Annotated in this window: 21 protein-coding genes and 1 pseudogene; 6 read left to right on the forward strand and 16 right to left on the reverse strand. The window is 70.8% G+C overall.

The window, feature by feature from the left end:
• Positions 1-31: 31 nt before the first annotated feature.
• The 3 genes from FGF04_RS11850 to FGF04_RS11860 all read right to left on the reverse strand — a co-directional run bounded on the left by FGF04_RS11850 (position 32) and on the right by FGF04_RS11860 (position 2109).
• Positions 32-1102 (reverse strand): aldo/keto reductase, encoded by a 1071-nt coding sequence (locus tag FGF04_RS11850; RefSeq protein ID WP_149511259.1) that lies wholly within the window; start codon positions 1100-1102, stop codon positions 32-34.
• Between the two features lie 189 nt (positions 1103-1291).
• A complete protein-coding gene (locus FGF04_RS11855) occupies positions 1292-1804 on the reverse strand; it encodes a GNAT family N-acetyltransferase (protein WP_149511260.1) in 513 nt (170 codons plus the stop codon).
• Between the two features lie 92 nt (positions 1805-1896).
• The gene (locus tag FGF04_RS11860; RefSeq protein WP_149511261.1) at positions 1897-2109 is read right to left on the reverse strand and encodes an MbtH family protein; all 213 of its coding nucleotides are present in this window, start codon (positions 2107-2109) and stop codon (positions 1897-1899) included.
• 114 nt (positions 2110-2223) lie between these two features.
• On the opposite strand from FGF04_RS11860, the gene FGF04_RS11865 reads away from it, so the two are divergent.
• Positions 2224-3813 (forward strand): ABC transporter permease, encoded by a 1590-nt coding sequence (locus FGF04_RS11865; RefSeq protein WP_149511262.1) that lies wholly within the window; start codon positions 2224-2226, stop codon positions 3811-3813.
• Between the two features lie 101 nt (positions 3814-3914).
• On the opposite strand, the gene FGF04_RS40010 is transcribed toward FGF04_RS11865, so the two are convergent.
• The 3 genes and pseudogenes from FGF04_RS40010 to FGF04_RS11875 form a co-directional block, all read right to left on the reverse strand.
• Positions 3915-4304: a hypothetical protein gene (locus FGF04_RS40010; protein WP_188114058.1), complete on the reverse strand. Its 390-nt coding sequence runs from the start codon at positions 4302-4304 to the stop codon at positions 3915-3917.
• A 294-nt stretch (positions 4305-4598) separates the two neighbouring features.
• Positions 4599-5573 (reverse strand): annotated as a pseudogene (locus FGF04_RS11870) (lanthionine synthetase LanC family protein); the annotation flags it as partial.
• 77 nt (positions 5574-5650) lie between these two features.
• Positions 5651-6847 (reverse strand): serine hydrolase domain-containing protein, encoded by a 1197-nt coding sequence (locus FGF04_RS11875; protein ID WP_149511263.1) that lies wholly within the window; start codon positions 6845-6847, stop codon positions 5651-5653.
• 404 nt (positions 6848-7251) lie between these two features.
• On the opposite strand from FGF04_RS11875, the gene FGF04_RS11880 reads away from it, so the two are divergent.
• On the forward strand, positions 7252-8748 hold the full coding sequence (locus FGF04_RS11880) for an FG-GAP and VCBS repeat-containing protein (RefSeq protein WP_149511335.1): 1497 nt from the start codon (positions 7252-7254) through the stop codon (positions 8746-8748).
• Between the two features lie 216 nt (positions 8749-8964).
• Here the strand turns inward: FGF04_RS11880 and FGF04_RS11885 are convergent, their stop codons facing one another.
• On the reverse strand, positions 8965-9708 hold the full coding sequence (locus FGF04_RS11885; RefSeq protein WP_149511264.1) for a FadR/GntR family transcriptional regulator: 744 nt from the start codon (positions 9706-9708) through the stop codon (positions 8965-8967).
• Between the two features lie 113 nt (positions 9709-9821).
• Here FGF04_RS11885 and FGF04_RS11890 point away from each other — a divergent pair, with 113 nt between their 5' ends.
• Together FGF04_RS11890 and FGF04_RS11895 are read left to right on the forward strand one after the other, a co-directional pair.
• Positions 9822-11558, forward strand: a complete 1737-nt coding sequence (locus FGF04_RS11890) for an IlvD/Edd family dehydratase (RefSeq protein ID WP_149511265.1) — start codon at positions 9822-9824, stop codon at positions 11556-11558.
• Between the two features lie 89 nt (positions 11559-11647).
• On the forward strand, positions 11648-12835 hold the full coding sequence (locus FGF04_RS11895; RefSeq protein ID WP_149511266.1) for a fumarylacetoacetate hydrolase family protein: 1188 nt from the start codon (positions 11648-11650) through the stop codon (positions 12833-12835).
• A 27-nt stretch (positions 12836-12862) separates the two neighbouring features.
• Here FGF04_RS11895 and FGF04_RS11900 read toward each other — a convergent pair whose 3' ends face one another.
• The 4 genes from FGF04_RS11900 to FGF04_RS11915 form a co-directional block, all read right to left on the reverse strand.
• Complete coding sequence (locus FGF04_RS11900) at positions 12863-15244, reverse strand: beta-xylosidase/alpha-l-arabinosidase (RefSeq protein WP_149511267.1); 2382 nt, start codon at positions 15242-15244, stop codon at positions 12863-12865.
• Between the two features lie 82 nt (positions 15245-15326).
• Positions 15327-16223 (reverse strand): carbohydrate ABC transporter permease, encoded by an 897-nt coding sequence (locus tag FGF04_RS11905; protein WP_149511268.1) that lies wholly within the window; start codon positions 16221-16223, stop codon positions 15327-15329.
• A gap of 1 nt (position 16224) precedes the next feature.
• On the reverse strand, positions 16225-17127 hold the full coding sequence (locus FGF04_RS11910; protein WP_149511269.1) for a carbohydrate ABC transporter permease: 903 nt from the start codon (positions 17125-17127) through the stop codon (positions 16225-16227).
• Positions 17124-18431, reverse strand: a complete 1308-nt coding sequence (locus FGF04_RS11915; RefSeq protein WP_149511270.1) for an extracellular solute-binding protein — start codon at positions 18429-18431, stop codon at positions 17124-17126. Before FGF04_RS11915 ends, FGF04_RS11910 begins: the two co-directional genes overlap by 4 nt.
• 360 nt (positions 18432-18791) lie before the next feature.
• Here FGF04_RS11915 and FGF04_RS11920 point away from each other — a divergent pair, with 360 nt between their 5' ends.
• A complete protein-coding gene (locus FGF04_RS11920) occupies positions 18792-19814 on the forward strand; it encodes a LacI family DNA-binding transcriptional regulator (protein WP_149511271.1) in 1023 nt (340 codons plus the stop codon).
• A 55-nt stretch (positions 19815-19869) separates the two neighbouring features.
• On the opposite strand, the gene chvE is transcribed toward FGF04_RS11920, so the two are convergent.
• The 3 genes from chvE to FGF04_RS11935 form a co-directional block, all read right to left on the reverse strand.
• The gene (gene chvE, locus FGF04_RS11925) at positions 19870-20955 is read right to left on the reverse strand and encodes a multiple monosaccharide ABC transporter substrate-binding protein (RefSeq protein ID WP_149511272.1); all 1086 of its coding nucleotides are present in this window, start codon (positions 20953-20955) and stop codon (positions 19870-19872) included.
• Between the two features lie 248 nt (positions 20956-21203).
• Positions 21204-21869 (reverse strand): DUF305 domain-containing protein, encoded by a 666-nt coding sequence (locus tag FGF04_RS11930; protein WP_188114053.1) that lies wholly within the window; start codon positions 21867-21869, stop codon positions 21204-21206.
• Positions 21845-23179, reverse strand: a complete 1335-nt coding sequence (locus FGF04_RS11935) for a DUF1996 domain-containing protein (protein WP_235882291.1) — start codon at positions 23177-23179, stop codon at positions 21845-21847. The genes FGF04_RS11930 and FGF04_RS11935 overlap by 25 nt, the downstream gene beginning before the upstream one ends.
• A gap of 245 nt (positions 23180-23424) precedes the next feature.
• Here FGF04_RS11935 and FGF04_RS11940 point away from each other — a divergent pair, with 245 nt between their 5' ends.
• Positions 23425-24660, forward strand: a complete 1236-nt coding sequence (locus FGF04_RS11940) for an MFS transporter (RefSeq protein ID WP_235882292.1) — start codon at positions 23425-23427, stop codon at positions 24658-24660.
• A gap of 85 nt (positions 24661-24745) precedes the next feature.
• On the opposite strand, the gene FGF04_RS11945 is transcribed toward FGF04_RS11940, so the two are convergent.
• Together FGF04_RS11945 and FGF04_RS11950 are read right to left on the reverse strand one after the other, a co-directional pair.
• Positions 24746-25360, reverse strand: a complete 615-nt coding sequence (locus FGF04_RS11945; RefSeq protein WP_149511276.1) for a TetR/AcrR family transcriptional regulator — start codon at positions 25358-25360, stop codon at positions 24746-24748.
• A complete protein-coding gene (locus FGF04_RS11950) occupies positions 25360-26208 on the reverse strand; it encodes an oxidoreductase (RefSeq protein WP_149511277.1) in 849 nt (282 codons plus the stop codon). Before FGF04_RS11950 ends, FGF04_RS11945 begins: the two co-directional genes overlap by 1 nt.
• Positions 26209-26668: the final 460 nt, after the last annotated feature.

Here is a 26668-nt window from a genome sequence, read left to right on the forward strand (position 1 = left end):
CCCCGGACCTCAACTCGTCGGCCGATCAGTCTCATTCGGACATGAGCCGTTCGTTGTCGTTGACGGGGCGGCGCGAGGCGCGGCGGTGGTCGACGACCTGGCGCCACTTGTCCCCGTAGACGAGGTCGATCATGTCCTCCCCCGCCATCACGTCGTGTGGGAAGGCCAGGTCCGGTGCGCCGGCGTCGTCGAGACGCCGCAGCGCGTCGGCGTCGAGGGTGACGTCGGCGGCGCCGAGGTTGGCCGTCAGCTGCTGCTCGCTGGTCGCCCCGAGCAGCGGGATGACGGTGCCGGACCGCGAGCGGAGCCACGCGAACGCGACCTGCGCCGGGGTCCAGCCGCCGGCCTCGGCGACGGCGACGACCTCGCGCACGACGTGGTCGCCGCGTTCCCCGCTGAAGTCCCAGCCCCCGCGGGTGAGACGGCCTTCGGAGCCGTCGAGGTACTTGCCGGTCAGGCGGCCCTCGGCCAGGGGGCCCCAGGCCACGACGGCCAGGTCGTGCGCCTGGGCCATCGGCATCAGCTCGGACTCGACCGAACGGGCCAGCAGGTTGTAGCGCAACTGCACGCCCACGAACGGGGACCAGCCCCGCAGCTCGGCCAGGGTGTTCGCCTCGGCGATCTCCCAGGCCGACCAGTCCGAGACGCCGACGTGCAGGACCTTGCCGGCCCGGACCTGGTCGTCCAGCGCGCGCATCACCTCGGGCAGCGGCGTGAGGGTGTCGCGCGCGTGCACCCAGAGCACGTCGATGTAGTCGGTGTCCAGACGGCGCAGGCTCGCCTCCAGGGAGGTGACCAGGTTCTTGCGGTGGTTGCCCGCCGTGTTCAGGTCGTCGGGGGCGGTCTGGCCGGTGTACTTGGTGCTCAGTACGAACCGGTCGCGCCGGCCCTGCAGCGCGCGGCCGACGATCGACTCGGAGGACCCACCCGTGTAGACGTTCGCCGTGTCGACGAAGTTCCCGCCCGCGTCCGCGTAGACGTCCAGCAGCCGCGCGCTGGTGCGCGGGTCGGCTCCCCAGCCCCACTCCTCCCCGAAGGTCATGGTGCCGAGTGCGAATTCGGAGACGCGGATGCCGGAGCGGCCCAGAAGGGTGTAGCGCATAGGGATTCCTGGATTCCTCAGATCGGGAGGACGCACGTCCGTGCGTGCGGGACGGCTGCCCCGTCCCGCACGCACCAACGTGGTGCACCCCGACCGCGGCAGCCAGGCCGCGCTCCTCCAGGGTGCGGCGCTCCCTGGGTGCGGTGCGTCCTGGAAGCGGTGCGTCCTGGGAGCGTGACGCCGACGTCGTCAGGTCGCTTCGGTGGTGGAGATGACGACCATCCGGGTCACCGTGCCGTCCTCGCCGACCACGTCCCTCACCGGCCGGAAGCCCAGCCGCCGGCACAGGGCCAGACTCGCCGTGTTCCCGGCGCCCACCATGCCGTAGGCCTCCTTCAGGCCGAGGTCGTCGGCGGCGTGGCGGAGCAGGCCGTGGACGACCTCGGTGCCCAGGCCCTGCCCCCAGTAGGCGGGGGCGAGGGCGACGATGAGCTCGTGGCCGTCGACGTTGCCGGTCTCCTTCACCTCCGCGTGGCCGATGTACGTCTCCTGCCACCACACCCCCCACACGTCGAAACGCCGTGTCGGGTAGACGTCGGTGAGGATGGCCCGGAACACCGCGCGCAGGTCGGCCTCGGGCACCATGTCCTGGCCCATCCAGTGGCACACCTCCTCGTTGCGCAGCAGGGCGACGAAGTGGTCCTCGTCCTCCGGGCGGTAGGGCCTGAACTCCAGCCGTTCGGTTCTCAGAACGGGTGTCATCGGTGAACTCCTGAGGTGGGACGGGGGACGCGACCCGCCCCCGGGAGGAGAGGCGGGTCGGCGTCCTCCCGGGGCACGGCCGCGGCGGGCTGTCAGGACTCCGCGTTCTCCCTCTCCGCCATCCGCTCGCGCAGGCTGCGCGGACGCATGTCGGTCCACACCTCGTCGACGTAGGCGGAGCACTCGTCCTCGGTGCCCTCCTTGCCCACGGGCTGCCAGCCCGCCGGGACCTCGATGTCGACCGGCCAGAGGGAGTACTGGTCCTCGTCGTTGCGCAGCACCTGGTAGCGGGTGTTCTCGTCCATGCCGTTCTCTCCTGTCGTGGGTAGGGTCTCGCGGGTCGGGGTCGGGGTCGGGGCTCTACTCCCACCACCCCCTCCACTCCCGCCGTCCTCRCAACTCCGGCCGCCCGGCCGCCCGTGGCGCAGGTCGGAGGATCGCGTCAACTGGCCGGAACCTGGACTCTGCTGAGGCTCGCACTGCGCCGTGACCGGGTGGTGATCCCCCTCTGGGTCGGGATCATCGCCCTGATGGTGGTCTCCATGCCGGGCGCGCTGGAGAGCGTGTACTCCACGCCCGCCGAACGCGCCGACGTGGCCCGCCAGATGCTGACCAACAGTTCCCTGCGCGCCATGTACGGGCCGCTGTCCGGCGATTCGCTCGGCGCTCTGGTGGCCTGGCGCATCGGCGCGTACGCCGGGGTGTTCGCCGCGGTGATGAGCCTGGTCGTCGTCGTACGGCACACCCGGGACGAGGAGGAGAGCGGCCGGCAGGAGATGCTCTCGGCGGGCACGGTGGGCCGCCGGGCCCCGCTGACCGCGGCACTGCTCGCCGCTCTCGTCGCGAACGCGGCCCTCGCGCTGCTCGTCACGGTGGGCCTTGCCGGGCAGGGCGGTTCGGGGGCCCTGGCGCTGGGCCTCGGCACGGCCGGGGTCGGCATGGTCTTCGCGACGACGGCGGCGGCCGTCGCCCAGCTCACGCAGAGCGCACGGCTCGCGAGAGGTCTGACGGGAGGCCTGCTGGGCGCGGCGTTCGTGCTGCGGGCCGCCGGCGACTCCTCGGTGAGCGACGGCTCGTCCGTACTGACGTGGCTGTCGCCCGTCGGCTGGCTGGAGAACCTGCGGGCCTTCGCGGGCGAACGCTGGTGGGTCCTGGCGCTGTTCGCCGCGGCTCTCGTCCTCCAGGGCGGCGCCGCCTACGCGCTGGCCGGACGCCGCGACATCGGGATGGGCCTCCTGCCGACCCGGCCCGGATCCGCCGCCGGACGGCTCGGCACGGCGGGCGCGCTCGCCTGGCGGCTGCAGCGCGGCAGCCTGCTCGGCTGGAGCCTCGCCTTCCTCGCCGCCGGGGCCGCCTTCGGCGGGGTGACGAAGGGAGCGACGGACCTCGTCGGGGACAACGAACGCACCCGGGAGATCATCGAGCGCATGGGAGGCCAGTCCGGCATCACCGACGCGTTCCTCGCCACGATGGCCGGCATGCTCGGCATGGTCGCCGCGCTGTACGTCGTGCAGTGCGTGCTGCGCCTGCACTCCGAGGAGACCTCCCAGCGGGCGGAACCGGTCCTCGCGGGTGCGGTGGGACGGCTGCGCTGGGCCGGCGGCCATCTGCTGATCGCCTTCGGCGGCGCCGTCCTGATCATGCTCCTCGGGGGCCTCGGCCTGACAGTCGGATACGGCCACTCCCCGGGCCCGATCCTCGGCGCCTGCCTCGTCCAGCTCCCCGCGATCTGGACCGTCGGCGCCCTGGCCCTCCTGCTCTACGGAGTCTCCGCGCAGGCGGCCCCGGCGGCTTGGGCGCTCGCCGGCGCCGCGCTGCTCCTCGGCTGGATCGGCCCGGCCCTGAACCTCCCGCAGGCGGTGCTGGAACTCTCGCCCTTCGGCCACCTGCCCAGACTGCCGGGCGGCACGATGACATGGACACCGGTTCTGGTCCTCACGGCGACCGCGGCAACCCTGACCACGGCCGGCCTGGCAGCACTCAGACACCGGGACCTCACGACCGGCTGACGCCCCGCCGCCCCCGGCCGCGGACCCAACTGGCCGCGAACCCACCCGTCCGCGGACCCTCCTGGCCGCCGGGTGCCTGCGGAAGGTACGGGAGCGGGCGGTCAGGTGCCGGGGTCGACTTCCGGGTGCGTGAACCGTACGGGCTTGTCCAGCGACCGCGCGTAGGCGATTTCGGCTCGGGTGCTGTCTCCGATGTAGTCGCCCACCACCAGCACCTCGTCCGCGAGCCGGATCTTCGCCCGGTGCAGGTCGTCGAGTCGGACCTTCAGCGCCTCGGCCTTGACCGGATCGGACCAGAGTTCGTGCGGCGACTTCATGTCGCACCCCGGCTTGACGACGATCCGTCCGGCTTCGGTCTCCCGCAGATCGGCCTCGGCCATCTCGGTCATGAAACGGGTGGAGCCGCAGATCACGACGATACGCGGGAGGTCCAGCCATTTCTTCGCGTCGGCGAGCTTCTCCTCGGGAGTGAGGGGTCGCGGGTATGACACGGGTTCTTCCTCGTGGTGTGGTCCGAACGGCACTGTGGGCGGATGGTCCGGAAAGGGGACGGCGTAGCGCGGGTCGCGGTTCGTGGTGATGCGGGCCTGGCGCAGGAGTTCGCGGATGATGCCCGCGTTGCCCATGGCCCAGCCGGTGGCGGGGGCGAGGTCGCTGGGGGTGTCACGGTGTTCGACGTTGGACCAGCGCACGCCCTCGGCGTCGGCCGTCGCCCGGGCCGCGAGGTCGGCGACCAGCAGGTCGGCGAAGTCACGGCCGTCGCCGCGTTCGACCTGGCGGTCGCAGGCGAGGGCCAGGACGCCGGCGGTGCCGCAGCAGCGGCCGTTGTTGTCCCAGAAGCCGGGGCGGATCCGCCGGGGGAGGCCGGAGTCGACGACGGTGCGCCAGCAGCGGTCGGCGAGGGCGGGCCAGGTGGGATCGTCGGGCAGGACCTGCGCCAGCAGGCGGAACGCCTGGGCGTCGCCGGCCGGGCCGTGGCACCAGCCGTAGTTGTGGCGTTCGATCCGCTCGTGCCGCTGCTGCGGATCGGAGTACGGGACGAGGAAGCCGTCCGGGCCCGCCTCGTTGCGGGAGACGACATCGGCGGTACCGGCCAGTGCCAGGTCGACGAGGTCGGGGCGGTCCGTGGCCCGGCCGACGGCGGCAAGCGCGTAGACGATGCCGAGCGTGCCGTGCGACAGGTGGAGCATGCGGTGGACCCTGCCCGTCTGGACCTGCCACTGCACGCCGGCCGGGGTGGGCTCGGCGGTGCGCGCGTAGTGTTCGACGGCCAGCAGGGCGAGGTCGGGATCGCCGCACTCCAGCGCGGCGAGCGCTATGCCGGCATTGCCGACGACCAGCTCGAACCAGTCGTTCCACCCCGAGCCGTCGTAGCGGGACCGCAGGACGTCCAGAGCGCGGTCGGCGGCCGCCCCCGACGCGGCGTCACCGAGCACGCGGTGCACGCCCCGCAGGGCGACGGCCATGCCGGCCACTCCGCTGTAGAGGCCGCTGTCCTCCCAGTCCCCGACCGCGCCGGCGACGCTGCGGGCACCGCGCAGAGCCATGTCTGCGTAACGGTCGTCGTCGAAGTACCGCCATGCGTCGAGGAGCGTCGGCAGCACGCCCGAACTTCCGTCGTACAGGCGTGGCTTGACCTGCCGGTCAGCGGGGGTGTCCGGCCAGCCCACACCGTCGCCGGTGTCCCGTGCGGCCCGCATCAGCCACCCGAGGGCCCCGACGGCAAGCGACTCCGCGTCGTCCGGCACACCAGCGATCATCGGCCCAGCGTCCCACAGAGCCGAGCCGCCTCACAGAGCCGAGCCGTCCCACGACCCGGCCCCCTGCGGGCGACCGTTCAGGAGTCGGCACCGCACAGGTGCCGTTCCACCAGGTCGATCATGCGCTGCTGCGTGGCCGCACCGCCGTCGCCCGTGACGTACACGGCGGCGGTACGCGAGCCGTCCCGGGTGACCCCGACCCAGGCGTGATAGCCGAGCAGCTCACCCACATGACCGAAGTAACTGCCCCCGCAGGACGTCAGGGGGAGCTCGCCCAGTCCCAGACCGTAGGACCCGCCTATCCCGGGCGCGGGCACGGTGGCCCGCATCTCGGTGAGCTGCTCGGCGGCCAGCAGCCGTCCGCCGAGCAGTGCGGCGTAGAACCGGCCCAGATCACGGTTGGTGCTGATGATCGAGCCCGAGCCGACGGCCATGCTGGGATCGAGCACCGTGACGTCGGTGGCGGTGGTGGTACCGAACCCGGCGTAGCCGTGGGCGTGCGGGCCCCGGACGAAGGGAAGGGTGCCGGGGACGCTCGTGCCCCGCAGCCGCAGCGGGCGGATGATGCGGTCGTCCACCTCCTGCCCCCAGCTTCGGCCGGTGACCGCGTGGACGATCATCGCGGCGAGCACGTAGTTCGTGTTGGAGTACGACCAGGCGTGGTCCCCGGCGGCATCCCGCGAGCCCGGCTGCCGCAGCGCCGCCCGCACCAGCTCCACGGGTGTGTACGTACGGAAGCGCTCGGCCCGGTAACCGGCCGCGCTGCGCAGGGCGGCCGGCCTCGGGACGTCCGGGATGCCACTGGTGTGCTGCAGCAGCTGCCGCACCGTGATCCGCCTTCCGTCCACGCCGTCGCCCCGGACCAGGCCCGGCAGCCACCGTTCGACGGTGTCCTCCAGCGACATCCGTCCCTCGCCGACGAGTTGCAGCACGACCGTGGCGGTGAACGTCTTGGTCACACTGCCGGTACGGAACCGGCCCTCGGACGGCACCGGCCGCCCGGTGCCGATCTCGGCCGTGCCCGCTCGCGCCCGGGCACGCCATCGCGGTGCCGTGACCTCGGCGGAGACCCCGACGACCCCGGTGTCGAGAATCGCCTCGGTGCGCTGTTGCAGCGGACCGGTCTCCTGCCGCGGCCCAGCCACCGCCGTCGGATCGGCCACCACCATCGGCCCCGCCACCGCCGTCGGACCGGCCGACGCGACGAAGAGGGCGGCCAGGCCCAGACCGGTCAGGAACCCCCGGAGTGGGCGGCGTCCGGACAACCTGTGCATGTGAATCCCCGTTCCCGTACGGATCGTTCACGCCGTGAGGGGACACCTGGCACGGGCCAAGGCCGACGCGCGCCCCTCCTGAAGCCGCCGGCCGACGACCATCCCATCAGCGCGGCGGCACCTGGCCCAGCCGGCTGCCCCCAGGCACCGCGACCCGCTGCCCCCAGCATGGCGCCGGGGGCCACCCCCTACCCCGAGCTGGGGACATCCCCCTGCCCCGGACGCTCCGCCGTGACGCCGTGACGCCGTGGCGTCGCGACATGAGGATGAGCGCGTCCTGCGATTCACCGGCCTGGCAGGCGGTCCGACACAGCGAGGCGTACAACCAGAGGCACCCGGACGGAGTCGAACCGGCTGAACGCGACGCCCTGCGCGTTCAGTTGACCGACTCGAAAGGCTCCTCCATGTCCCGAGCACATCGTCGGACCCGTACGGTACTCACCGCGCCCCTGGCTGCCGCGGTGCTGCTCGCCGGCGGATTAGGTGCCATGGCCCTGACCGGGGCCCCGGCCCAGGCCGCCCCTGTCACCGCCGGCTCCGCGGACGCGCAGGACGACTTCAACGGCGACGGGTACGCCGACCTGGTCGTGTCCGCCCCGAATGCCACCATCTCCGGCCAGACGAAGGCGGGTTACGTCGCCGTCACGTACGGCTCCGCCACCGGGGTCTCTCCTGCCAACAAGAAGCTCATCAGCCGTTCCACCAGCGGCGTCCCCGGCTCCGCCGTCGCCAACGAGCGCTTCGGGACCGGCGTCAGCAAGGGCGACCTCGACGGCGACGGCTTCAGCGACCTGGTGATCTCCGGCGGCAAGGCCGGCTCGGTCATCCTGTGGGGCTCGGCCTCCGGACTCACCGGCGGCACCGCCCTGGCCGGTTACGGGGCCTCTCCGCAGGCGGGTGACTTCGACGGCGACGGCAGGACGGACCTCGCCCTGTTCTCCGCGCAGTCCGTCAGCGGCGACGACCCCTCGGGCGCACCCGCCGCGGTGTGGAAGGGACCGGTCTCGCGCGCGGGTACGCCTACAGCCACCCTGCCCGTCCTGGACAAGTCCTTGTGGTGGGGCTACAGCGAGGACGACGCGTCCTGCGCCACCGGCGGCGGCTGCGAGAACGGCCCGTCCTCGATCACCGGCCCTGTCGTCAGCGGCCGGGTCGGCGACGTCAACGGCGACGGCAGGGACGACATCGTCCAGTTGGCGTACTCGGGCGACGGCGTCTGGGGCAACCGTCTCCTGCTCGGCGGAGGGAGCACGGGCTTCACCCGTGGCTGGGTGCCCAGTGACCAGACGGACAGCGGTACGGGCACCGCCGTCGGCGACGTCGACAACGACGGCTACGACGACGTGGTGACCGGCGGCGACGGCTGGAACACCAAGGTCCGGATCGCCTTCGGCTCGGCTTCCGGTCTGTCCGAGAACGACGTGCAGTCCTTCGACCAGGACCTTCCTGGCTTCCCCGGCGTCGAGGAGGAGGGCGACGGCCTCGGCACGACGGTGTCGGTCGGGGACGTCACGGGCGACGGTTTCGCGGACATCGCGCTCGGCATCCCGGGGGAGGACTTCAGCGGCCTGACCGATGCCGGTTCGATCGCCCTGGTCCCCGGGAGCGCCTCCGGCGTCACCGGTGCGGGTACGCGCACCTTCCACCAGAACACCGCCGGAGTGCCGGGAGTCGCCGAGAACGGCGACGCGTTCGGAGTGAGCAGCGCGCTGCTCGACGTCGACGGGGACGGGCACCTCGACCTCGCCGCCGGCTCCACGGCCGAGAACGGCGAGAACGGCGCGGTCTGGGTGCTGCGCGGCACGACGGACGGCCCTACCGCCACGTCGTCCGTCGCGTTCGGCGCCGACGACCTCGGAGCACCCGGCACGGACGCACACTTCGGCGCGAACCTGCGCTGAGGCGCGAACCGGCGCCGACCGTTCGGCCGCACCAACGAGCCGCGAGGACCAGCCGCGAGGACCAGCCACGAGGACCAGCCACGAGGACGAGGACGGAGCCCGGAACGTAATAACAGGCCCTTCGGGTTGATCATTTCGCAACCCTTCCAGACACAACAGCAGTTGCAGGGGAGGGCTTAGGAGGACCCGGAAGGCCCCGGGGGCGCCGGTGTCAGGTCATCCGGCGTCGCCCGGCGGGCCGGGGGACTGGGCGATCTCCCGTTCGGCGGCTTCGATGATGGCCAGTACGGCTGCCGCCGCGGCCGCGGGATCGCCGGACTCGACGGCCTGCACGACGGCGCGGTGACCCGGCAGCGAGGCCTCCACCGCGCCGGGCGTCCGGGTGCTGACGACGAAGCTGTGCTCCAGCGCGATGTCGACGGCGCGGCCCAGCGAGCCGAGGAGGCGGTTGCCGCTGGCGTCGAGCAGGGCGCGGTGGAAGGCGATGTCGGCTTCCACGTAGCCGCTGCGGTCGGGGTTCGCCGCCGCTGCCTCCATGGCCGCCAGGGAGGCGTACAGGGCCTGGACGTCGTCGGGGCCGGCCCGCTCGGCGGCGAGCCGGGCCGCCTCGGGCTCGACGATCCGGCGCAGTTCGCCCGTGTCGCGCAGCAGGGCCGCGGCGTCCCCGGCCTGTTTCCAGCGCAGTACGTCACGGTCGAGGTGGTTCCAGTGCTCCGGGGGCAGTACGCGCGTGCCGGTGCGCGGGCGCACGTGCAGCATCCCCTTGGCCACCAGTGCCTTGACCGCTTCCCGCAGCAGTCCCCGGCTGACGCCGATGCCGGCGGCGAGCGCGTCCTCGACCGGCAGCGCGTCCCCCGGTGCCCACGCGCCGCCCACGATGCGCCGCCCCAGCTCGTCCACCACGCGCTGGTGCGCGGTCGGGAAGTGCTCCACGATCTCCGTTCGCCCCCTGGACGCCATTCATCGAATCATTTAATGATTGTGTCACAGGGGCGGGCCGTGGCGGGCCGCTGGTCCGCGCCTGGAAGCGCCCCTCGCGGAGCGGACGACGCCGGAGCCACGGGAGTGATCGCATGACCGACGGTCGCAGGACGAGTCGCCGCAGCCAGGCGTGGTTCGGCGCGCAGGGCCGCAGCGGGATGGTGTACCGCTCCTGGATGCGCAACCAGGGTCTCGGGCACGAGGTGTTCGACGGGCGTCCCGTCATCGGCATCGCGACCAGCGCCTCCGAACTGGCCCCGTGCAACGCCCATCTGACGCGCGTGGCGGAGGCCGTCAAGCGCGGTGTGTGGCAGGCGGGCGGCCTGCCGCTGCAGTTCCCCMCCATGGCCACCGGCGAGACCCTGATGCGTCCCACCGCCATGCTGTACCGCAACCTCATGGCCATGGAGGTCGAGGAGCTGATCCGGGCCAATCCGCTCGACGGTGTCGTGCTGCTGTCCGGCTGCGACAAGACGACCCCCGCCATGCTCATGGGCGCCGCCAGTGTCGACCTGCCCGCCGTCATGGTGACCGGCGGGCCGATGCTCAACGGCAAGTACCGGGGCCAGGACGTGGGTTCCGGCACCCATGTGTGGAAGTTCGAGGAGGACCTGAAGACCGGCCGGATGACCGAGGAGGAGTGCTTCTTCGCGGAGGGCTGCATGGCCCGTTCCGAGGGGCACTGCATGACGATGGGGACCGCCTCGACGATGGCCTGCATGGCCGAGGCGCTCGGCATGCAGCTGCCGGGCTCGGCGGCCTGGCCCGCGGTCGACGCCCGGCGGATGGAGACCGCGCAGGCGGCGGGGCGGCGCATCGTGGGGATGGTGGAGGAGGAGCTGCGTCCCTCGCGGATCCTGACCCGGGAGGCGTTCGAGAACGCCGTGCGGGTCAACGCGGCCATCGGCGGCTCGACGAACGCGGTCATCCACCTCACCGCCCTCGCCGGACGCGTCGGCGTCGAGCTGGACCTGCGGGACTTCGACGACCTGGTGCGCGCGGTGCCGACGCTGGTCAACCTGATGCCCAGCGGCAAGTACCTGATGGAGGACTTCTGCTACGCGGGCGGCCTGCCCGCGGTCATGGCCGAGCTGCTCGGCGGCGGCCTGCTGCACGGAGGGCAGATCACGGTCACCGGACGCACCCTCGCGGAGGACACCGAGAAGGCCGAGCGCATCGGCTCCGACGTCGTCACCGGTCTCGACGCCCCCTTCCAGCCGGCCGGGACCGGCATCGCCGTCCTGCGCGGCAACCTGTGCCCCGACGGCGCCGTGATCAAGCAGTCCGCCGCGTCGCCGCACCTGCTCACCCACCGCGGTCCCGCGCGGGTCTTCGACTCGCCCGAGGCGTACCACGAGGTGGCCGACGACCCCGACCTCGACGTCGACGAGAACACCGTCGTCGTCATCCGCAACGCGGGTCCCAAGGGCTATCCCGGCATGCCCGAGGTCTCCAACGTCCCGCTGCCCACCAAGCTGCTGAAGGCCGGCGTCAAGGACATGGTGCGCATCTGCGACGGCCGGATGAGCGGGACCGGGTACGGGACGGTGGTCCTGCACGTGGCACCGGAGGCCGCCGTCGGCGGGCCCCTCGCCCTGGTGCGGGACGGGGACACCGTCGTCCTCGACGTCCCGAACCGCACCCTGCGCCTGGACGTGGACGACGCCGAGCTCACGCGGCGCCGGGAGGCGTGGAGGCCCCCTGCCGAGCAGTACACCAGCGGTTACACCTGGCTCTACACCCAGAACGTGGAACAGGCCGACCGGGGAGCCGACTTCGGGTTCCTGCGGGGGAGCCGCGGACACGAGGTGCCCCGCGACTCCCACTGAGTCCGTCCGTGAGCGCGCAGTGCGTCCGTGACCCGCGGTCAAGGGTGACCGCACCCCCACCTCCAGCCATCCCCAGGAGACCATCGACCGTGGAACCGGCAGCAGCGCGTCCTCGTCCGATCCTCACCGCCGGTTCCGTCCTGCCGCAGGACGCCGACCGGGCCGCCCTGGTCGCGCGCGTCCACAGCCCGGAAGCGGGCGGGCCGTGCGTGGCCGCGGTCCGCGGCGAGCAGGTCGTGGACCTGACGGCCGTCGTCCCCACCGTCTCGGACCTCATGGAACGCGACGACGCGGTCAAGGTCGTCCGCGAGGCCGGCGGCGGGCACACCTGGCGCCTGGAGGAACTGCTCGCGGCGCCGGCCGACCGCTCTGACGTCGCGCATCTGCTCGCCCCCGTCGACCTCCAGGTGATCAAGGCCGCGGGTGTCACCTTCGCCCGCAGTCTGCTGGAGCGCGTCATCGAGGAGCGCACGGGCGGCGATCCGGAGCAGGCCGCCTCGGTGCGGGCGCGGGTGGGGCGGGTGGTGGGCGGCACGCTCGACGGTGTCCGCCCGGGATCGCCGGAAGCGGCCCGGGCCAAGGAACTGCTCGTCGCGGAAGGACTGTGGTCGCAGTACCTGGAGGTCGGGATCGGCCCGGACCCGGAGGTGTTCACCAAGGCCCCGGTGCTGTCCGCGGTGGGTACCGGCGCCGACATCGGGGTGCTCGGCGCCTCGGTGTGGAACAACCCCGAGCCCGAGGCGGTCCTCGTCGTGGACTCGCGCGGCCGGGTGCGCGGCGCGACGCTCGGCAACGACGTCAATCTCCGCGACATCGAGGGGCGCAGCGCCCTGCTGCTGTCGCACGCCAAGGACAACAACGCCTCGTGCGCGATCGGCCCGTTCGTGCGTCTGCTGGACGAGGACTTCGGTCTGGACGCGGTACGCGGGCTCGACCTCGATCTGCGGATCGACGGCACGGACGGTTACGTGCTGCACGGCAGCAGTTCCATGCGGGAGATCAGCCGCGACGTGCTGGACCTGGTGGCGGCCACGCACGGCGCGCACCATCAATATCCGGACGGTTTCGTGCTGTTCACGGGAACGCTGTTCGCCCCCACCGAGGACCGGCAGGCGCCCGGCGGGGGCTTCACCCATGAGTACGGGGACATCGTGCGGATCTCCAGTCCGCGGCTCGGCGCCCTGGTCAACACCGTCGTCTCCAGCGAGCAGGCCGCGCCGTGGACGTTCGGCGTAGGGGCGCTGATGCGCAACCTCGCCCGGCGCGGCGTGCTGTGAGACGGCCGTGTCCCGTTCCCGGCCGTCTCATGCCGGGGTGACCGGCTCCTGTCCGACCGTGGCGTGCAGGCGCCGCGTGTGGTCCACGTGGCGTGCGGTTCCGGTCAGTGTGACCCTGGCGGTCAGGCGTGGATCCGTGCTGGAGGCGGCCAGTCGCACCTCCAGGGCGCCCGGTTCGACGACGCGCCGGCCGTCGCGTCCGGTGAAGGAGGCGAGGTCGGCCGGGACGGTGACGCGCAGGCGCCGCGCTTCGTCCGGGGCCAGTTCGACCCGGGCGTAGCCGATGAGGCGCTGCACCGGCTGGACGACGGAGGCGACCGGGTCGTGCAGGTAGACCTGGACGACCTCGGTCCCGGAGCGTCCGCCCGTGTTGCGGACGCTGAAGGAGAGGGTGAACTCGCCGTCCGTCGGGGCCTCGTGGGCGTCCACGCTCAGGTCCGTCCAGTCGAAGCGCGTGTAGGACAGGCCGTGCCCGAAGGCGAAGGCGGGGGTCGGGTCGATGCTGGACACGTCGCTGGCGTGGGCGAGCCGCGCCCCGAGGTAGGTGGACGGCTGGGAGCCGGGCCCGCTCGGCACGCTGACGGGCAGGCGTCCGGAGGGGTTGGTGCGGCCGCTGAGCACCCCGGCGATGGCGTGGGTGCCCTCCTCGCCGGGGAAGAAGGACTGCACGATCGCGGCGGACTCCCGCACGGCGCGGCCGAGGGCGTAGGGCCGTCCCGCGAGCAGCACGGTGATCAGGGGTGTCTCCAGGTCGATCAGGGTGTCGAGCAGGTGCTGCTGCGCGCCGGGCAGCGCCAGTGTCCCGACGTCGCACCCTTCGCCGCTGGTGCCCCGTCCGAAGAGTCCGGCGCGGTCGCCGAGCGCCACCAGGGCGATGTCCGCCTCGCGGGCCACCCGGGCGGCCTCGTGGATGCCGGAGAGGTCCCCGTCGTCGACTCCGGTGCCGCGGGCGACGGTGATCTCGGCGTCGGGGAACTCGGCGGCGAGGGCGTCGCGCAGGGTGGGCAGTTCGATGCCGTGGGGGGTTCCGGGGTGGCGGACGCCGATGTGCTGGGGGAAGGAGTAGCAGCCCAGTACGGCGACGGGTTCGTCGGCGTTGGGGCCGAGCAGGGCGATGCGGCGCGGGCGTGCGAGGGGCAGGGTGCCGTCGTTGCTGAGCAGGACGACCGCTTCCTCGGCGATCGTACGGGCCAGTGCGCGGTTCTCGGGGCCGTCGAGGTCGATCCGGCCGCGCAGGGCGGCCGGGGCGTCCGGGTCCGCTCCGTGGAGTGCGGCCGGCAGGGGGTTCCAGTCCGGGTCGAGCAGGCCGAGCAGCACCTTCTGGGTGAGGATCCGGCGCAGGGCACGGTCCACGAGTGCTTCCGGTACGCGTCCGTCGGCGACGGCCTCGGTCAGGGGCGTGCCGTAGGTCTTGACGTTGGGCAGTTCGACGTCGATGCCCGCGTGCAGGGCCGTGCCGGCGGCGCCGGCCCAGTCGGCGGCGACGCCGTGCAGGGTCTTGAGGAAGGCGACGGCGAAGTAGTCGGCGACGACGGTGCCGTCGAAGCCCCAGGTGTCGCGCAGCAGCCCGGTGAGCAGGTCCTCGTCGGCCGCGGAGGGTATGCCGTCGGTGTCGGTGTAGGCGTTCATCACCGACCGGGCGCCGCCTTCGCGGATCGCCATCTCGAAGGGGGGCAGCAGGACGTCGGCGCGTTCGCGCGGGCCCACGGAGGAGGGGGCGAGGTTGCGGCCGGCGCGGGAGGCCGAGTAGCCGGCGAAGTGCTTGAGGGTGGCGACGATCCCGGCGGACTCCAGACCCTGTACGTAGGCCGTCCCGATGGTGCCGACGAGGTAGGGGTCCTCGCCGATGGTCTCCTCCACCCGGCCCCAGCGGGCGTCGCGCACCACGTCCAGGACGGGCGCGAGTCCCTGGTGGACGCCGACGGCCCGCATGTCGCGGCCGATGGCGGCGGCCATGCGCCGCACCACGTCCGGGTCGAAGGTGGCGCCCCAGGAGAGCGGGACGGGGTAGGCCGTGGCGCCCCAGGCGGCGAAGCCGGCCAGGCACTCGTCGTGGGCGAGAGCGGGGATGCCGAAGCGGTTGGTGGCGGCGATGCGGGTCTGGGTGCGGGCCAGGGAGAGCGCGCCCAGGGCGGGGTCGACCGGGACCGTGCCGAAAGGCCGGGTGAGCTGGCCCAGTCCGGTGGGCAGGAGCGCGTCGAGATCGACGATCTCCTCCATGTCGTGCTGGTGGGGGGCGACTTCACCGCCCTGGTCGGAGGCGCCCACCCACACCCCGTACAGCTGGGCGGTCTTCTCCTGAAGGGTCATCGCGCCGATCAGGGCGTCGACCCGTTTGGTGACGGGGACGCCGGGGTCGTTCCAGAGGAAGGTTCCGGGAGTGTTCTCTACAGCCACGTCGGCGTTCACTTTCCTCCTACGTCCGCCGGGCCCCCGACCGGGGCGCGGCGGGCGGACATGTGGACGAGCGGGACTCGGGGCGGGGCGGAGGTCAACGGCTGAATCCGGCGGTCAGGCCGCTCAGCAGCTGGCGGCGGCCGAACGCGTAGAGCACCAGGACGGGCAGGGTGGTCAGGACGACGGCGGCGACGACGGCGGGGACGTTGATCCCGTACTGGCCCTGGAAGGTCCACAGGGCGAGCGGCAGGGTCCGGCGGTCGGGGCTCTGCGTGAGGATGAGCGGCAGCAGGAACCCGTTCCAGATGGTCAGTGCGTTGAAGATGGTCACGGTGAGGATGGCCGGCCGGGTGAGCGGTGCCGCCAGCCGCCACAGCGTCGTCCATTCGGTGGCGCCGTCGACCCGCATCGAGTCGAACAGTTCCTTGGGCACGTCGCGGATGAAGTTGGAGAGCACCAGTACGGATAGCGGGATGGCGAAGGCGATCGACGGGAGGATCAGCGCCGGCAGGGTGTCGTACAGCTGCAGTTTGATGATGATGAGGTAGACGGGGATCACCGTCGCCTGCAGGGGGATGGCCAGGCCCATGAGGAACAGGCCGTTCATCGCGCGCAGGACGCGCATGCGCCGGCCGCGGACGATCGCGTACGCGGCCATGAAGGAGACCAGCACCGCCGGTACCACCGCACCGGCGGTGACCACGACGCTGTTCACGAAGTAGCGCAGGAAGTCGGACTCGATGACCAGCCGGTAGTTGTCCAGGGTCGGGTCGCCCGTGGGCACCAGCGGGTTGCTCGCGTAGTAGCGGTTCTGGGCCTTGAAGCTGGTGATGAGGGTCCAGTACAGGGGGATGACGACGACGGCCAGCCAGAGCCATCCGGCCAGGCCGCCGGCCCAGTTGCGCCGGCCGGCCCTCCGGCGGGAGTGGTGCGGCCGCTCCTGGTGGCCGGTCCGCTGCCGTCGTCGCGGTTCGGTCAGCGTGTCGGTCACGTCAGACCCCTTCGAGTTGGCTCGCGCCGGCGTCCCGGCCCCCGAGGCGGCGCAGCAGCAGGGCGAGGGCCAGGCCCACCAGGACGAGGATGACGGCGATGACGCTGGCCGGTCCCATCAGGCTGGCCTGGAACCCCCGCTTGTACATGTCCAGGGCGAGGACCCGGGTGGCGTCGCCGGGACCGCCCTCGGTCAGGATGAAGATGAGGTCGAAGAAGGTGAGCGAGCCGACCACCATCAGCGTGGACGAGGTGATGATGGTGTACTTCAGCTGGGGCAGCGTGATGCCGAAGAACTGCCTGATCCGTCCGGCTCCGTCCAACTGCGCTGCTTCGTAGAGGGACTTGGGGATCTGCTGGACACCGCCCTGGTAGATCAGGGAGTGGAACGGGATGAACTGCCAGGAGACGACGAAGACGACGACCGCGAAGGCGAGTCCGGGACGTCCCAGCCAGTCCTGGCTGAGGGTCTTGATCTTCAGTCCGGCGCCGAGTCCGAAGTTGGGGTCCAGCAGCGCCTTGTACGCGAGCGCGATCGCCGCGGAGCTGAGCATCAGCGGGACGAAGTACACCACGCCCAGCACGGCCCGGTAGCGCTGGCGACCGGCCATGAACGTGCCGAGCAGGATGCTCAGCGGTGTCTGGACGGCCCAGGAGACGGCCATCACCAGGAACGTCACCCCGAGGGCGTGCGGCAGTCCGGGGTCGGTGAGCACCTTGCGCCAACTGGTCAGCCCGGAGACGTGGATGGCGCCGATCCCGTCCCAGGTGGTGAAGCTCAGCGCGAAGACACCGACGAGCGGGATCACGGCGAATCCGGTGAAGAGCACCAGGGCCGGCACCGCCAGCCACGGCAGGATGCTGCGTGGTCCGCGACGCGGCTGATGGCCGGCGAGTGAGCTCATGCGCTGGTGACCGCGTTGAGGTTGGCGGCGAACTGCTTGGGTGAGATGGACCGCTGGAACAGTTTGACGATGTTGTCCAGCAGGGTCTCGGCGGCCGTCGGGCTGAGCGCCTGGTCCCAGGACTGGCCGAACGTCTTGGCCTTGGTGGCGACGTCGTAGGTGAACTCCAGGAAGTCGGCGTTCTTGGCGGCGGCCAGCAGCTTCTCGGTGCCCAGCCGGATCGGGACCGACCCGTTGTCGATCCAGCTCTTCACCTCGGCGTCCTGCAGGACGCCCTTGGCGAAGAACTCCTTGGCGGTCTTCTTCTGGTCCGCGCTGGCCTTCGAGGAGAGGGAGAGGTACTGGGCGGGGTTGCCGACGGTGTTGCCCGGATCGCCCTTGCCGCCCTCGACGGGCGGGAAGTTCATGTAGCCCAGTCCGCCGCTGGAGACGAAGTTCCCGCCCCGGGCCTGCTGGATGCCGTACGACCAGGCGCCGTGCAGCATCATCGCGGCCCTGCCGGTGTACAGCAGCGCCTGGTCGGCGTTGGAGTCCGCGGTGATCGAGGAGAAGCCCTTGATGAATCCGTCGGCCTTGACCAGTTCCTGCACCTTGGTCAGTGCGTCGATGGCGCGCGGGTCGGACCAGGCGTTCTTCTCGCCGTCGATGATGGCCTGGAAGAGCTCCGGGCCGCCGATGCGGTCGAACAGGAACTCCAGCCACATCATGTTCGTCCACCGGGACTGGCCGCCGAGGGAGAAGGGTGCGATGCCCTTGGCGTTGAACCTGGGCACCAGCGCCATGATGTCGTCCCAGGACTCCGGTGGTTTCACACCGACCTGGTCGAAGACCTTCCTGTTGTAGTAGAGGATGATCGGCTGCACGGTCTCGCCCGGCAGTGCGTAGATCTTGCCGTCGACGGTCGCCGCGGCGAACGAGGACGGGAGCAGCCGCTTCTTGACCTCGGGGTGCTCCTCGAACCACGGGGTGAGGTCCTCGACCTGGCCCGCCTTCGCGTAGGTGCGCAGCGTCCCGCCGCCCCAGCCCCAGATGATCGTGGGCGCCCGCCCGGCACCGATGGCGGTCTTGATCTTCGTCTTGTACGCGTCGTTCTGGAAGGTGGTGTCCTTGATCCGGTCATCGGGGTGGGCCTTGTTGAACGCCTTCACCGCACCGGCTCTGACGCCTTCCTGAGGCTGGCCGTTCAGGTACCAGTAGGTGGTCGCACCCCCGCTGCCGGGGCCGGAGGAGCCGCAGGCCGCCAGTGCCGCGGAGACCGGCACGCCGGCGGCCACGCCGAGGAGGGTACGTCGGGAGAGCGCCATGTTTTCTCCGTTTCGAGAGCCGTCGGCTTCTCGTGAGTCATGGTGAAAGGTTTTCGAAATGTCCTTCTCCGAGCTCTGTCCGTGCAAATTAGGTTTCGGGCTGATGCCGTGTCAAGACGTGTGCAGAGGCCTTGTCCTGGTGCGATCAACCGGGTGGGAGCAGGCGCGAGTGACCAGCGGGAACTCCCGACAGTCGCCGAAACAGTTTCGAAATATGTGGCTTGAGGGCGAAGGGTGATGAGACCATCGACAGGGCTCCGGTGGCCCCGACGGGGTGCCGTACAGTTGACCGGTTGCACCCGGGCTGCCGGCCCGGCCGGCGGCTCACCGCACCGGCGGACGTACAGCTGAGAGGAACCGATGCGACCGAACGTCAGGCGCACCACTTTGGCGGACATCGCCCAGGCGGCCGGGGTCTCCGTCGCGACCGTGTCCAAAGTGGTCAACGGCCGTGGTGACGTGGCGCCGCACACCCGCACCCGGGTGCAGGAACTGCTGCATCAGCACCACTACCTCGCGCCCGTGTTCCGCCACACCGAGGCCGTCGAGAGCCCGACCATCGAGGTGCAGTTCCAGGGCGGCCTCAAGTCGTACGTGGCCGAGACCCTGGAAGGCATCATCGACTCCGCCGCCGAGTCGGGTGCCTCGGTGGTGATCAGCAAGGCCTCCCATGCCCCGCACTGGGCCCGGAACCTGGTCTCGGCGGGGCGCCGTGCCGTCATCGCGATCACCAGCGTCTACACCGCGGCGCACCTGAACGAACTCGCCCGCTCCGGGCTGCCGTTGGTCGTGCTGGACCCGCTGCACCTGCCGGACAGCCGGGTCAACAGCGTCGGGGCGACCAACTTCACCGGCGGCCTGGCCGCGACCCGGCACCTGCTCTCCCTGGGGCACCGCCGCATCGCGTACATCGGCGGACCGACCATGGCGGTGTGCAACCAGGCCCGCATGCACGGATACCGCGCCGCCATGGAGGCCGAAGGGGCACCGGTGCCCGACGGCTACGTGCGGCCCGGGGAGTTCACGTACGAGACCGGGCTGGCCGGCGCCACGGCGCTGCTGGACCTGCACGAACCGCCGACGGCGGTCTTCGCGGGCAACGACGAGATCGCCGTCGGAGTCGTCGAGACCGCCCGCACCCGGGGCCTGCGCGTCCCCGAGAACCTGAGCGTGGTCGGCTTCGACGACACGAGCCTCGCCCAGATGGCCTCGCCCCCGCTGACCACCGTGCGCCAGCCGCTGCGGGAGATGGGCGGTGCGGCGCTGCGCACCGCCCTGCGGCTGGCCAACGGCGAGAAGGTCGAGTCCCACCACATCGAACTCGCCACCGAACTCGTGGTGCGCGCCTCGACGGCGCCGCCCCGCGAGGGGTCCCGGGCGTGAGGGACGGGTCGTCGTGACGTGAGGGCGCGGCGCCGCAGACACGGGGTGGACGCTCTTATTTCAGCTCGTCCTGGGTGTACCACCCGCCCTTGACCAGTACCGACTCGTAGTTGGACTTGTCGACGCTCACCGGCTGCAGCAAGTACGCGGGAACCGTCTTCACGCGGTTGTTGTAGCTCTTCGTGTCGTTGATCGGCGGTTTCTTCCCCTTCAGGGTGGCGTCGACCATCTCCGCGGACACCCGGGCCAGCTTCCTGAGGTCCTTGTACACGGTCTGCTTCTGCTCGCCCGCGATGATGGACTTGACCGAGGCCAGCTCGGCGTCCTGACCGGTGATGACCGGCCACGGCTTGGCTGTGGTGCCGTAGTTGTCGGACTTCAGCGCGGAGATGATGCCGATGGAGATCCCGTCGTACGGAGACAGGACGGCGTCCACCTTCTCGCTCTTGTACGACGAGGTGAGGATGTCCTCCATGCGCTTCTGCGCGGTTCCGCCGTCCCACCGGAGGGTGGTTATCCGGTTCAGCTCGGTCTGCCCGGACCGCACGACCAGCTTCTTGCTGTCGAGATAGGGCTGCAGCACCTTCATCGCGCCCTTGAAGAAGTAGCGCGTGTTGTTGTCGTCGTTGGAGCCCGCGAACAGCTCGATGTTGAACGGCCCCTTCTCGGAGCCGTCGGCCAGGCCGAGTTTCTCCGCGATGTACTTCCCCTGCATCTCGCCGACCTTCTCGTTGTCGAACGAGGCGTAGTAGTCGACGTTCTTCGTCCCCAGGATGAGACGGTCGTAGGCGATGACCGGCACGTCCGCATCGGCGGCCTGCTGGATGACGTTGTTCAGCGACTTGTTGTCGATCGCCGCGATGACCAGCGCCTTGGCGCCCTGGGTGATCAGGTTCTCGATCTGTGACACCTGCTGGTCCGGATCGTCCTCACCGAAGACCAGCTTGACCTTGTAGCCCTTCGCCTCCAGCTCCTTCTTCACGTTCGTGCCGTCGGCGATCCAGCGTTCCGAGGATTTCGTCGGCATCGCGACGCCGATGGTGGCGCCCTTCGTTTCTTCGCTGTCGTCGTTGCCGCTCTGCCCGCAGGCGGACAGGGTCAGGGCCAAAAGGGCAACAGGGACGATCGGGGAAACCCTCATGCTGGGAAAGATCCTTTTGTCGTCGGTCGTCAGTCGAGGTGCGCGCGACGTCTCGCAGCGATGATCGGGCGAATCTGGCGAATCGGATCGAGCCAGGGGGTGTGATTTCCTCCCCCTCTGTTCGAAATATCGACAGGCGTTCGAAATCTGTGGCGGACTCTAGGAGGGGGAGATTGAAGTGTCAATGAGTTGGACGCCGATCGCCGATCAGGATCCTCGAAGCGGTACCGCACGCGGCGGGAAGACGCTCACGGCGCCGTCCCGCCGCCCGGCGTCGCGGACCGGATCGGGCGCAACTCGTCGAGCAAGGCGAGCTGTTGGGTTGTCCTCCTGGCGATTGCCGCGGCCAGGTCCTTCGCCTGGCCGGCTCGGCCCTGGGCCCGCTCACCCGCGCACAGTGTCCGGGACTGCGTGAAGTGGGCGCGCAGCGCTTCGCCGAGGAGCCGGTCGAACGCCGGACCGGTCGCGGCGGCCGCCTCGTCGAGGGTGCCGAGGCCGACCATGCCCGGCATGTCGTGCCCCTCGTGAGGGTGCGTGTCGGGGACGCCCGAGCTCCGCAGCACGGTGCGCAGCCGTCGCAGATCACCACGCAGCGCCGCTCCGATCTTTGCCGCCAGCGCCGCCAGGGCCGGGTCCGCCGTGCGGGAGGGCGCCAGGTCGGTCAGGCGCCGCGCACGCTCGGTCATGGGGATCATCAGCAGGATCCAGGCGGTGTCGGTGGCGTTGAAGGCCGAAGCCGACGACGCGCCGGTTGTCGACGACGCGCCGGCTGCCGGAGACGTGGCGACCGACGGCGGTGTGGCGGCTGCCGTGGACGTGCCGGCTGTCGGCTGCGCGGTGCAGCCGACAGCCGACAGCGCCACGACCACGGCGCACACCGACCACGGGGTCAGAACGTGCCGGCGGAGTTGCACTTGGCCTTCTGGGTGATGCAGTCCTTCACGCGGTGCCCGAGAGCGGCGTTGTCCCAGGCGTTGAAGAAGTCGCCGTGGATGGACGACGCCATGCCCGAGGCCAGCCGGAAGCCCGCACTGCTGCCGCTGGTCGGATAGCTGACGACGAAGGAGAGGTTGGGGATCGCGACGGGATAGGCGCCGCTGCACCTGCCCTCGTAGGTGAACGCCACGTGCGACTTGTGGTCGGGACTGTCGAGGTTCTTGCCGTCCCAGCAGTCGGGGAAGACGAGTTGGTGGGTGAGGTGGGCCTTCGGCGCGCACACCGGCCAGTTGCCGTCGGCGCTGCGGCCGATCTCACCGCCCTCACCGGAGCACCAGTACTGGCCGGGCGACCCCGCCGGAGTGGGCGTCTGCGTCTTGGCGTTCCCCGCGATCATGCGGAACCCCTCCGGGAAGGGCACGGTCACCGAGGGGTCGTCGATCCGGGAGCCGTAGTAGACGATCATCCCCTCGGCCTCGACGGCCCGGTCGCCTTCGTAGAGGGTGGGGATCCAGTACGCCGAGAGGTCCTCGGCCGGGGTGCAGCTGGTCGGCCTGTTCGCCAGCAGCGACTGGGCCGTGGAGAACGCGTCGGTGCTCCGGTTGCCGAAGAAGCTGTGCATGTGGGACGCACCGGGAAGGCCCGGCAGGACGATCGGGTCGTCCGGCTTGGAGTGGCTGTAGGTGCAGGTGGCGTTGAACTCCGGGACCCGGACCACGCCGCCCGGCACCGCGGCCGGCCTCATCGCGCGGAACTGGGCGAGCTGGGCGTCCCACTTGGCCTGGTCGACGGGCACCCAGCCGGGCGCCGCGCCGTCCCCTTCGCCCACGAAGGAGAACCAGTTGATGTTGACGAAGTCACCGGGCGCCGGCCCGCGCAGCACGGCGAACACCGTCTGCGGACCGGTGGGGTGGCTGGAGACCTCGGTGGTCCGCGTCGCCCAGGTCTGCCAGCCGCCGGTCGGGGAGACCTGGACGACCGCGAGCAGGGGTCCGGTGACGCCGCCGGTGCGCAGCTCCACCGTGCCCGAACCGACCGCGGAGGCGATCCGGGCCGACACCGTCAGCCGGCCGGCCGTACCGAGGTCGACGCCGTCGAAGCGCATCCAGTCGCCGTCGGCGAGGAACGCGGCGTTCTGCCCGCCCCCGGCGTCCGCGGTCGCCTCCAGCGCGACGCCCGACTGCGCCGCGTAGGACTCGGCCCGGACGGTGACCGACGCGGCCTGCGCCCGCTGGGTGGAGACGGTCAGGCTCAGGGCGGCGGCCAGCACGACCACCAGAGCGTTCACCAGCAGTGTGTACAGAGGGACGGGATGTCTGCGCATCTCACTTCCTCACGGAGATGGGGGGAGGGGGGCCCCGCCCCAAGGGTCCTTCGCATGCGCACGTAAAGAAAAAGTTCCATGCGGAACATTTCGGTGTTACGGTTCGCCCACGTTGACGCGCCTTCCGCGTCTACCTCAGCTCAGAGGACATTGCTGTGGACGAATCATTCGGCACACCTGTCACTGTCGGGACCGGCACGAGACCGCCGGTGACGGACACTCCCGCCCCCGGATCCGGGGGCCGGCCGTCCCGGTACGCCGCCGTCGCGATACCGCTCGCGCTTCTCGGCTGGTCGATCGCCCTCGTGCCGCCCCTGGCGGTCACCATCGCCCTTCGACTGCGCGAACTCGATCTCGACGGCTCGGCGGGAAACCTCGGGCTCGTCCTGGGCGTGGGCGCCTTCTTCTCCTTCGTCACCAACCCGCTGGCCGGGCGCCTGTCCGACCGGACCATGAGCCGCCACGGCATGCGGAAGCCCTGGATCCTCGCCGGGGCCGTGATCGGTTACACGGGCATCGCGATCATCGCCTACGCACCGGACGTGCTGTTCGTCCTGGCCGGTTGGAGCGTCGCACAGGTCGGGCTCAATTTCGCCCTCGCCGCCCTTGTAGCGATGCTGCCCGACCAGGTCGAACCCCGCCGTCGCGGACGCGTCGCGTCCTTCATCAGCCTCGCTCAGAACGTCGGGGGCGTCGGTGCGACGTTCCTGGTGCAGCTCTTCCCGATCGGAACCTTGCAGGTCCTCGTCCCGAGCCTCTTCGGCGTCGTCCTCATGCTCGGTGCGGTCGCCCCGGTCAAGGACCGCGTCCGGACCAAGCGCCCGACCGAACGACTCGACCCGAAGGCCCTGTTCGGCTCCTTCGTGTTCAATCCGCGCCGGTACCCCGACCTGGGATGGGCCTGGCTGACGCGCTTCTTCCTCAATACGACGCAGTTCACCGCCACCAGCTATCTCACGTACTTCCTCATCGAGAACCTCGACGTGAGCGACGCCGAAGCGCCGACCATGGTCTTCCAAGCAGTGCTCGCCAACGCGGTCGGCCTGCTCCTCGTCACCCCGGTGCTCGGCTGGCTCTCCGACAAGGTCGGCCGTCGCAAGCCGTTCGTCATCGCCTCGTCGCTGATAGCGACCGCCGGCCTCGTCCTCATCGCCTTGTCCACGTCGATACCCATGCTGCTGCTCGGGCAACTCATCCTGGGCGCGGGAACGGGAGCCTTCTTCGCCGTCGAACTCGCCCTCCTCACCGACGTGCTGCCGAACGAGGAGACCGCCGGCAAGGACCTCGGCGTGGCCAACCTCGCCCAGTCGCTGCCCCAGTCGATCATCCCCGTCGCGGCTCCTGGCATCATCGGCGCCTTCGGCTACCCGGGCCTGTTCCTGGGCGGAGCACTGTTCGGACTCCTGGGCGCTTTCAGCGTCACACGCGTACGAAAGGTGCGCTGACCTCCGGGTCGACAAGAGAGCGCCACTGCCTCCACACGGGAGTACGAAGCCCCCGCTTCGCGCCTCACCGTCCGCGCCGGATGCATCAGGCGACGAGGCCGGCACTGATCAGCCAGATGTGTTCGCAGGTCGAAGAGGCCTTCTGCAACTCCTCCCGGGACTTCTGCGAGGCGTGGTAGAACGTCCGCTCGATCATCCAGCACAGGGCGCGTGCCATCGCCGACGCCTGCTCCGGTTCGGTGCCGGCCTCAACGCCTGCTCGTTCCAGTACGGCGGCGATGGCCGTGATGAACAAGTCAGCCGTGTGGCTCCAGAGTTCACCGATCTCCGGCACGGTCAACGACAGGTCAATCGCTGTGCGCATGACCAGACCGTGCTCGTTCCACAGCTCGACCGTGCGCCGCATGGCTGCTGCGATGGCCTGGCGTGGGTCGTCGGTCTGCGCGGTGGCCCGGGACCGCTCCCACAGGTGTTCGACGGTCCGGGCCACGAGCGCCGTGACCACTTCTTGCTTGGAGCCGAAGTAGAAGTACAGGGCGCCCCGTGTGATGCCGGCGCCCTGCGCGATGTCGCCGACGGTCATGGCGTCATAGCCCTGCTGCGCCAGCAGGGCTTCGCAGGTGTCGAGGATGGCCCGCTCCCGGACATCACCCTTGCGTTCGGTGGTGCGTCGGCTCCGCGCGGGGTGGTGGTCGGGCATCAGAGCTGAGCACCCTCGGCGAAGTCGGTGGTGCGGGAGAGCGCCTCCCACGTGCGGATGTCCTCGTCCACGGCCGTGCGCGCGGCGGCGACCAGTCGCAGCGCGTCCGAGCCCAGGACGAGGTGGGACGGCGGCCGGTCGACCGACGCGATGTGCACGACGGCGTCCCCGGCCTTGGCCGGATCACCAAGCTGATTCCCGCTGGCCTTCTGCCGCGCTTCACGGATGGGGGTGAACAGCTCGTCGTAGTCGTCGACGGACCGCGCGGTGCGCGTCATGGACCGCCCGGCCCAGTCGGTGCGGAAGGACCCGGGCTCGATCGCCGTCACGTGGATCCCGAACTGCGCGACCTCCTTGCCCAGCGCCTCAAGGATGCCTTCCAGGGCGAACTTGCTGCCGCAGTAGGCGGACATGCCGGGCACGGCCATCAGCCCGCCCATGGAGGTGACGGCCATCAGGTGTCCGCGGCGGCGCCGGCGCATGTGGGGCAGGGCCGCCCGCAGCGTGGCCACCGCCCCGAATACGTTGACCTCGAACTGCCGCCGCACGTCGGCCAGCGGCGTCTCCTCGAAGGTGCCCTCCAGGCCGTAGCCCGCGTTGGCGACGACGACATCCAGGGGGCCGACGCTCTGCTCCACCTCCGTGATCACACTCGAGACGGCGTCGTCGTCGGTCACATCCAGGATGCGGCCGTGGGCGTACCCCGGTTTGAGCTCTTGGAAGGCCCGCCGGTCCTCTTCGGAACGGACCGTGCCGACGACGGTGTGCCCGGCGGCCAGGGCGGCTTGGGCGAAGGCACGCCCCAGGCCCGTGCTGACGCCGGTGATGAGCCACTTCTGCTGCTGCACTGCTCCTCCAGAAAGGTCTCGTGAGGAGCAGTGGACTGCCCCTCACTCAAAAAGTCTACACAACGTCGATTTTCATCAACGAGACGTTGATTCTGTCATCCCCGGCGGCATCATGCTCAGCCGACGTCAGTCCGGTCCCTCACCGACCCACCGACGCACGCCGCTGTACGCACTGGTTGGTGAGCTGCAGGCACTGTCCTGCGATGCCTCTCCGGCCGGCACCATCCGCATCCGACGGATCCTGGCCCCGGCACGCTCTGGCGTCGCGCTCCTCAGTCAGCCATGTCCCGAGAAGGCGGGATGAGGGTTGATGCCTGATGCCTGATGCCTGATGCCGCTTCGTTGCGGGTGAGCAGGCAGGTCGCGTGGCCCCGGTCAGCCGGCGCAGTATCACCGCGATCACCAAGCCCAGGATGTCAACTACCAGGCCGTGCTTGCGGCCCGGTACTTTTTGGAGCAG

The sequence above is a fragment of the Streptomyces apricus genome, assembly GCF_008369065.1.
Classification (GTDB): domain Bacteria; phylum Actinomycetota; class Actinomycetes; order Streptomycetales; family Streptomycetaceae; genus Streptomyces; species Streptomyces apricus.

Bases quoted from the DNA above. Each gene is read 5' to 3' on its own strand.
- FGF04_RS11855 (WP_149511260.1), bottom strand. From the start codon at position 1,804: ATGACACCCGTTCTGAGAACCGAACGGCTGGAGTTCAGGCCCTACCGC.
- FGF04_RS11880 (WP_149511335.1), top strand. From the start codon at position 7,252: ATGTCCCGAGCACATCGTCGGACCCGTACGGTACTCACCGCGCCCCTG.
- FGF04_RS11860 (WP_149511261.1), bottom strand. From the start codon at position 2,109: ATGGACGAGAACACCCGCTACCAGGTGCTGCGCAACGACGAGGACCAG.
- FGF04_RS11920 (WP_149511271.1), top strand. From the start codon at position 18,792: ATGCGACCGAACGTCAGGCGCACCACTTTGGCGGACATCGCCCAGGCG.
- FGF04_RS11910 (WP_149511269.1), bottom strand. From the start codon at position 17,127: ATGAGCTCACTCGCCGGCCATCAGCCGCGTCGCGGACCACGCAGCATC.
- FGF04_RS11885 (WP_149511264.1), bottom strand. From the start codon at position 9,708: ATGGCGTCCAGGGGGCGAACGGAGATCGTGGAGCACTTCCCGACCGCG.
- chvE (WP_149511272.1), bottom strand. From the start codon at position 20,955: ATGAGGGTTTCCCCGATCGTCCCTGTTGCCCTTTTGGCCCTGACCCTG.
- FGF04_RS11915 (WP_149511270.1), bottom strand. From the start codon at position 18,431: ATGGCGCTCTCCCGACGTACCCTCCTCGGCGTGGCCGCCGGCGTGCCG.
- FGF04_RS11945 (WP_149511276.1), bottom strand. From the start codon at position 25,360: ATGCCCGACCACCACCCCGCGCGGAGCCGACGCACCACCGAACGCAAG.
- FGF04_RS11875 (WP_149511263.1), bottom strand. From the start codon at position 6,847: ATGCACAGGTTGTCCGGACGCCGCCCACTCCGGGGGTTCCTGACCGGT.
- FGF04_RS11850 (WP_149511259.1), bottom strand. From the start codon at position 1,102: ATGCGCTACACCCTTCTGGGCCGCTCCGGCATCCGCGTCTCCGAATTC.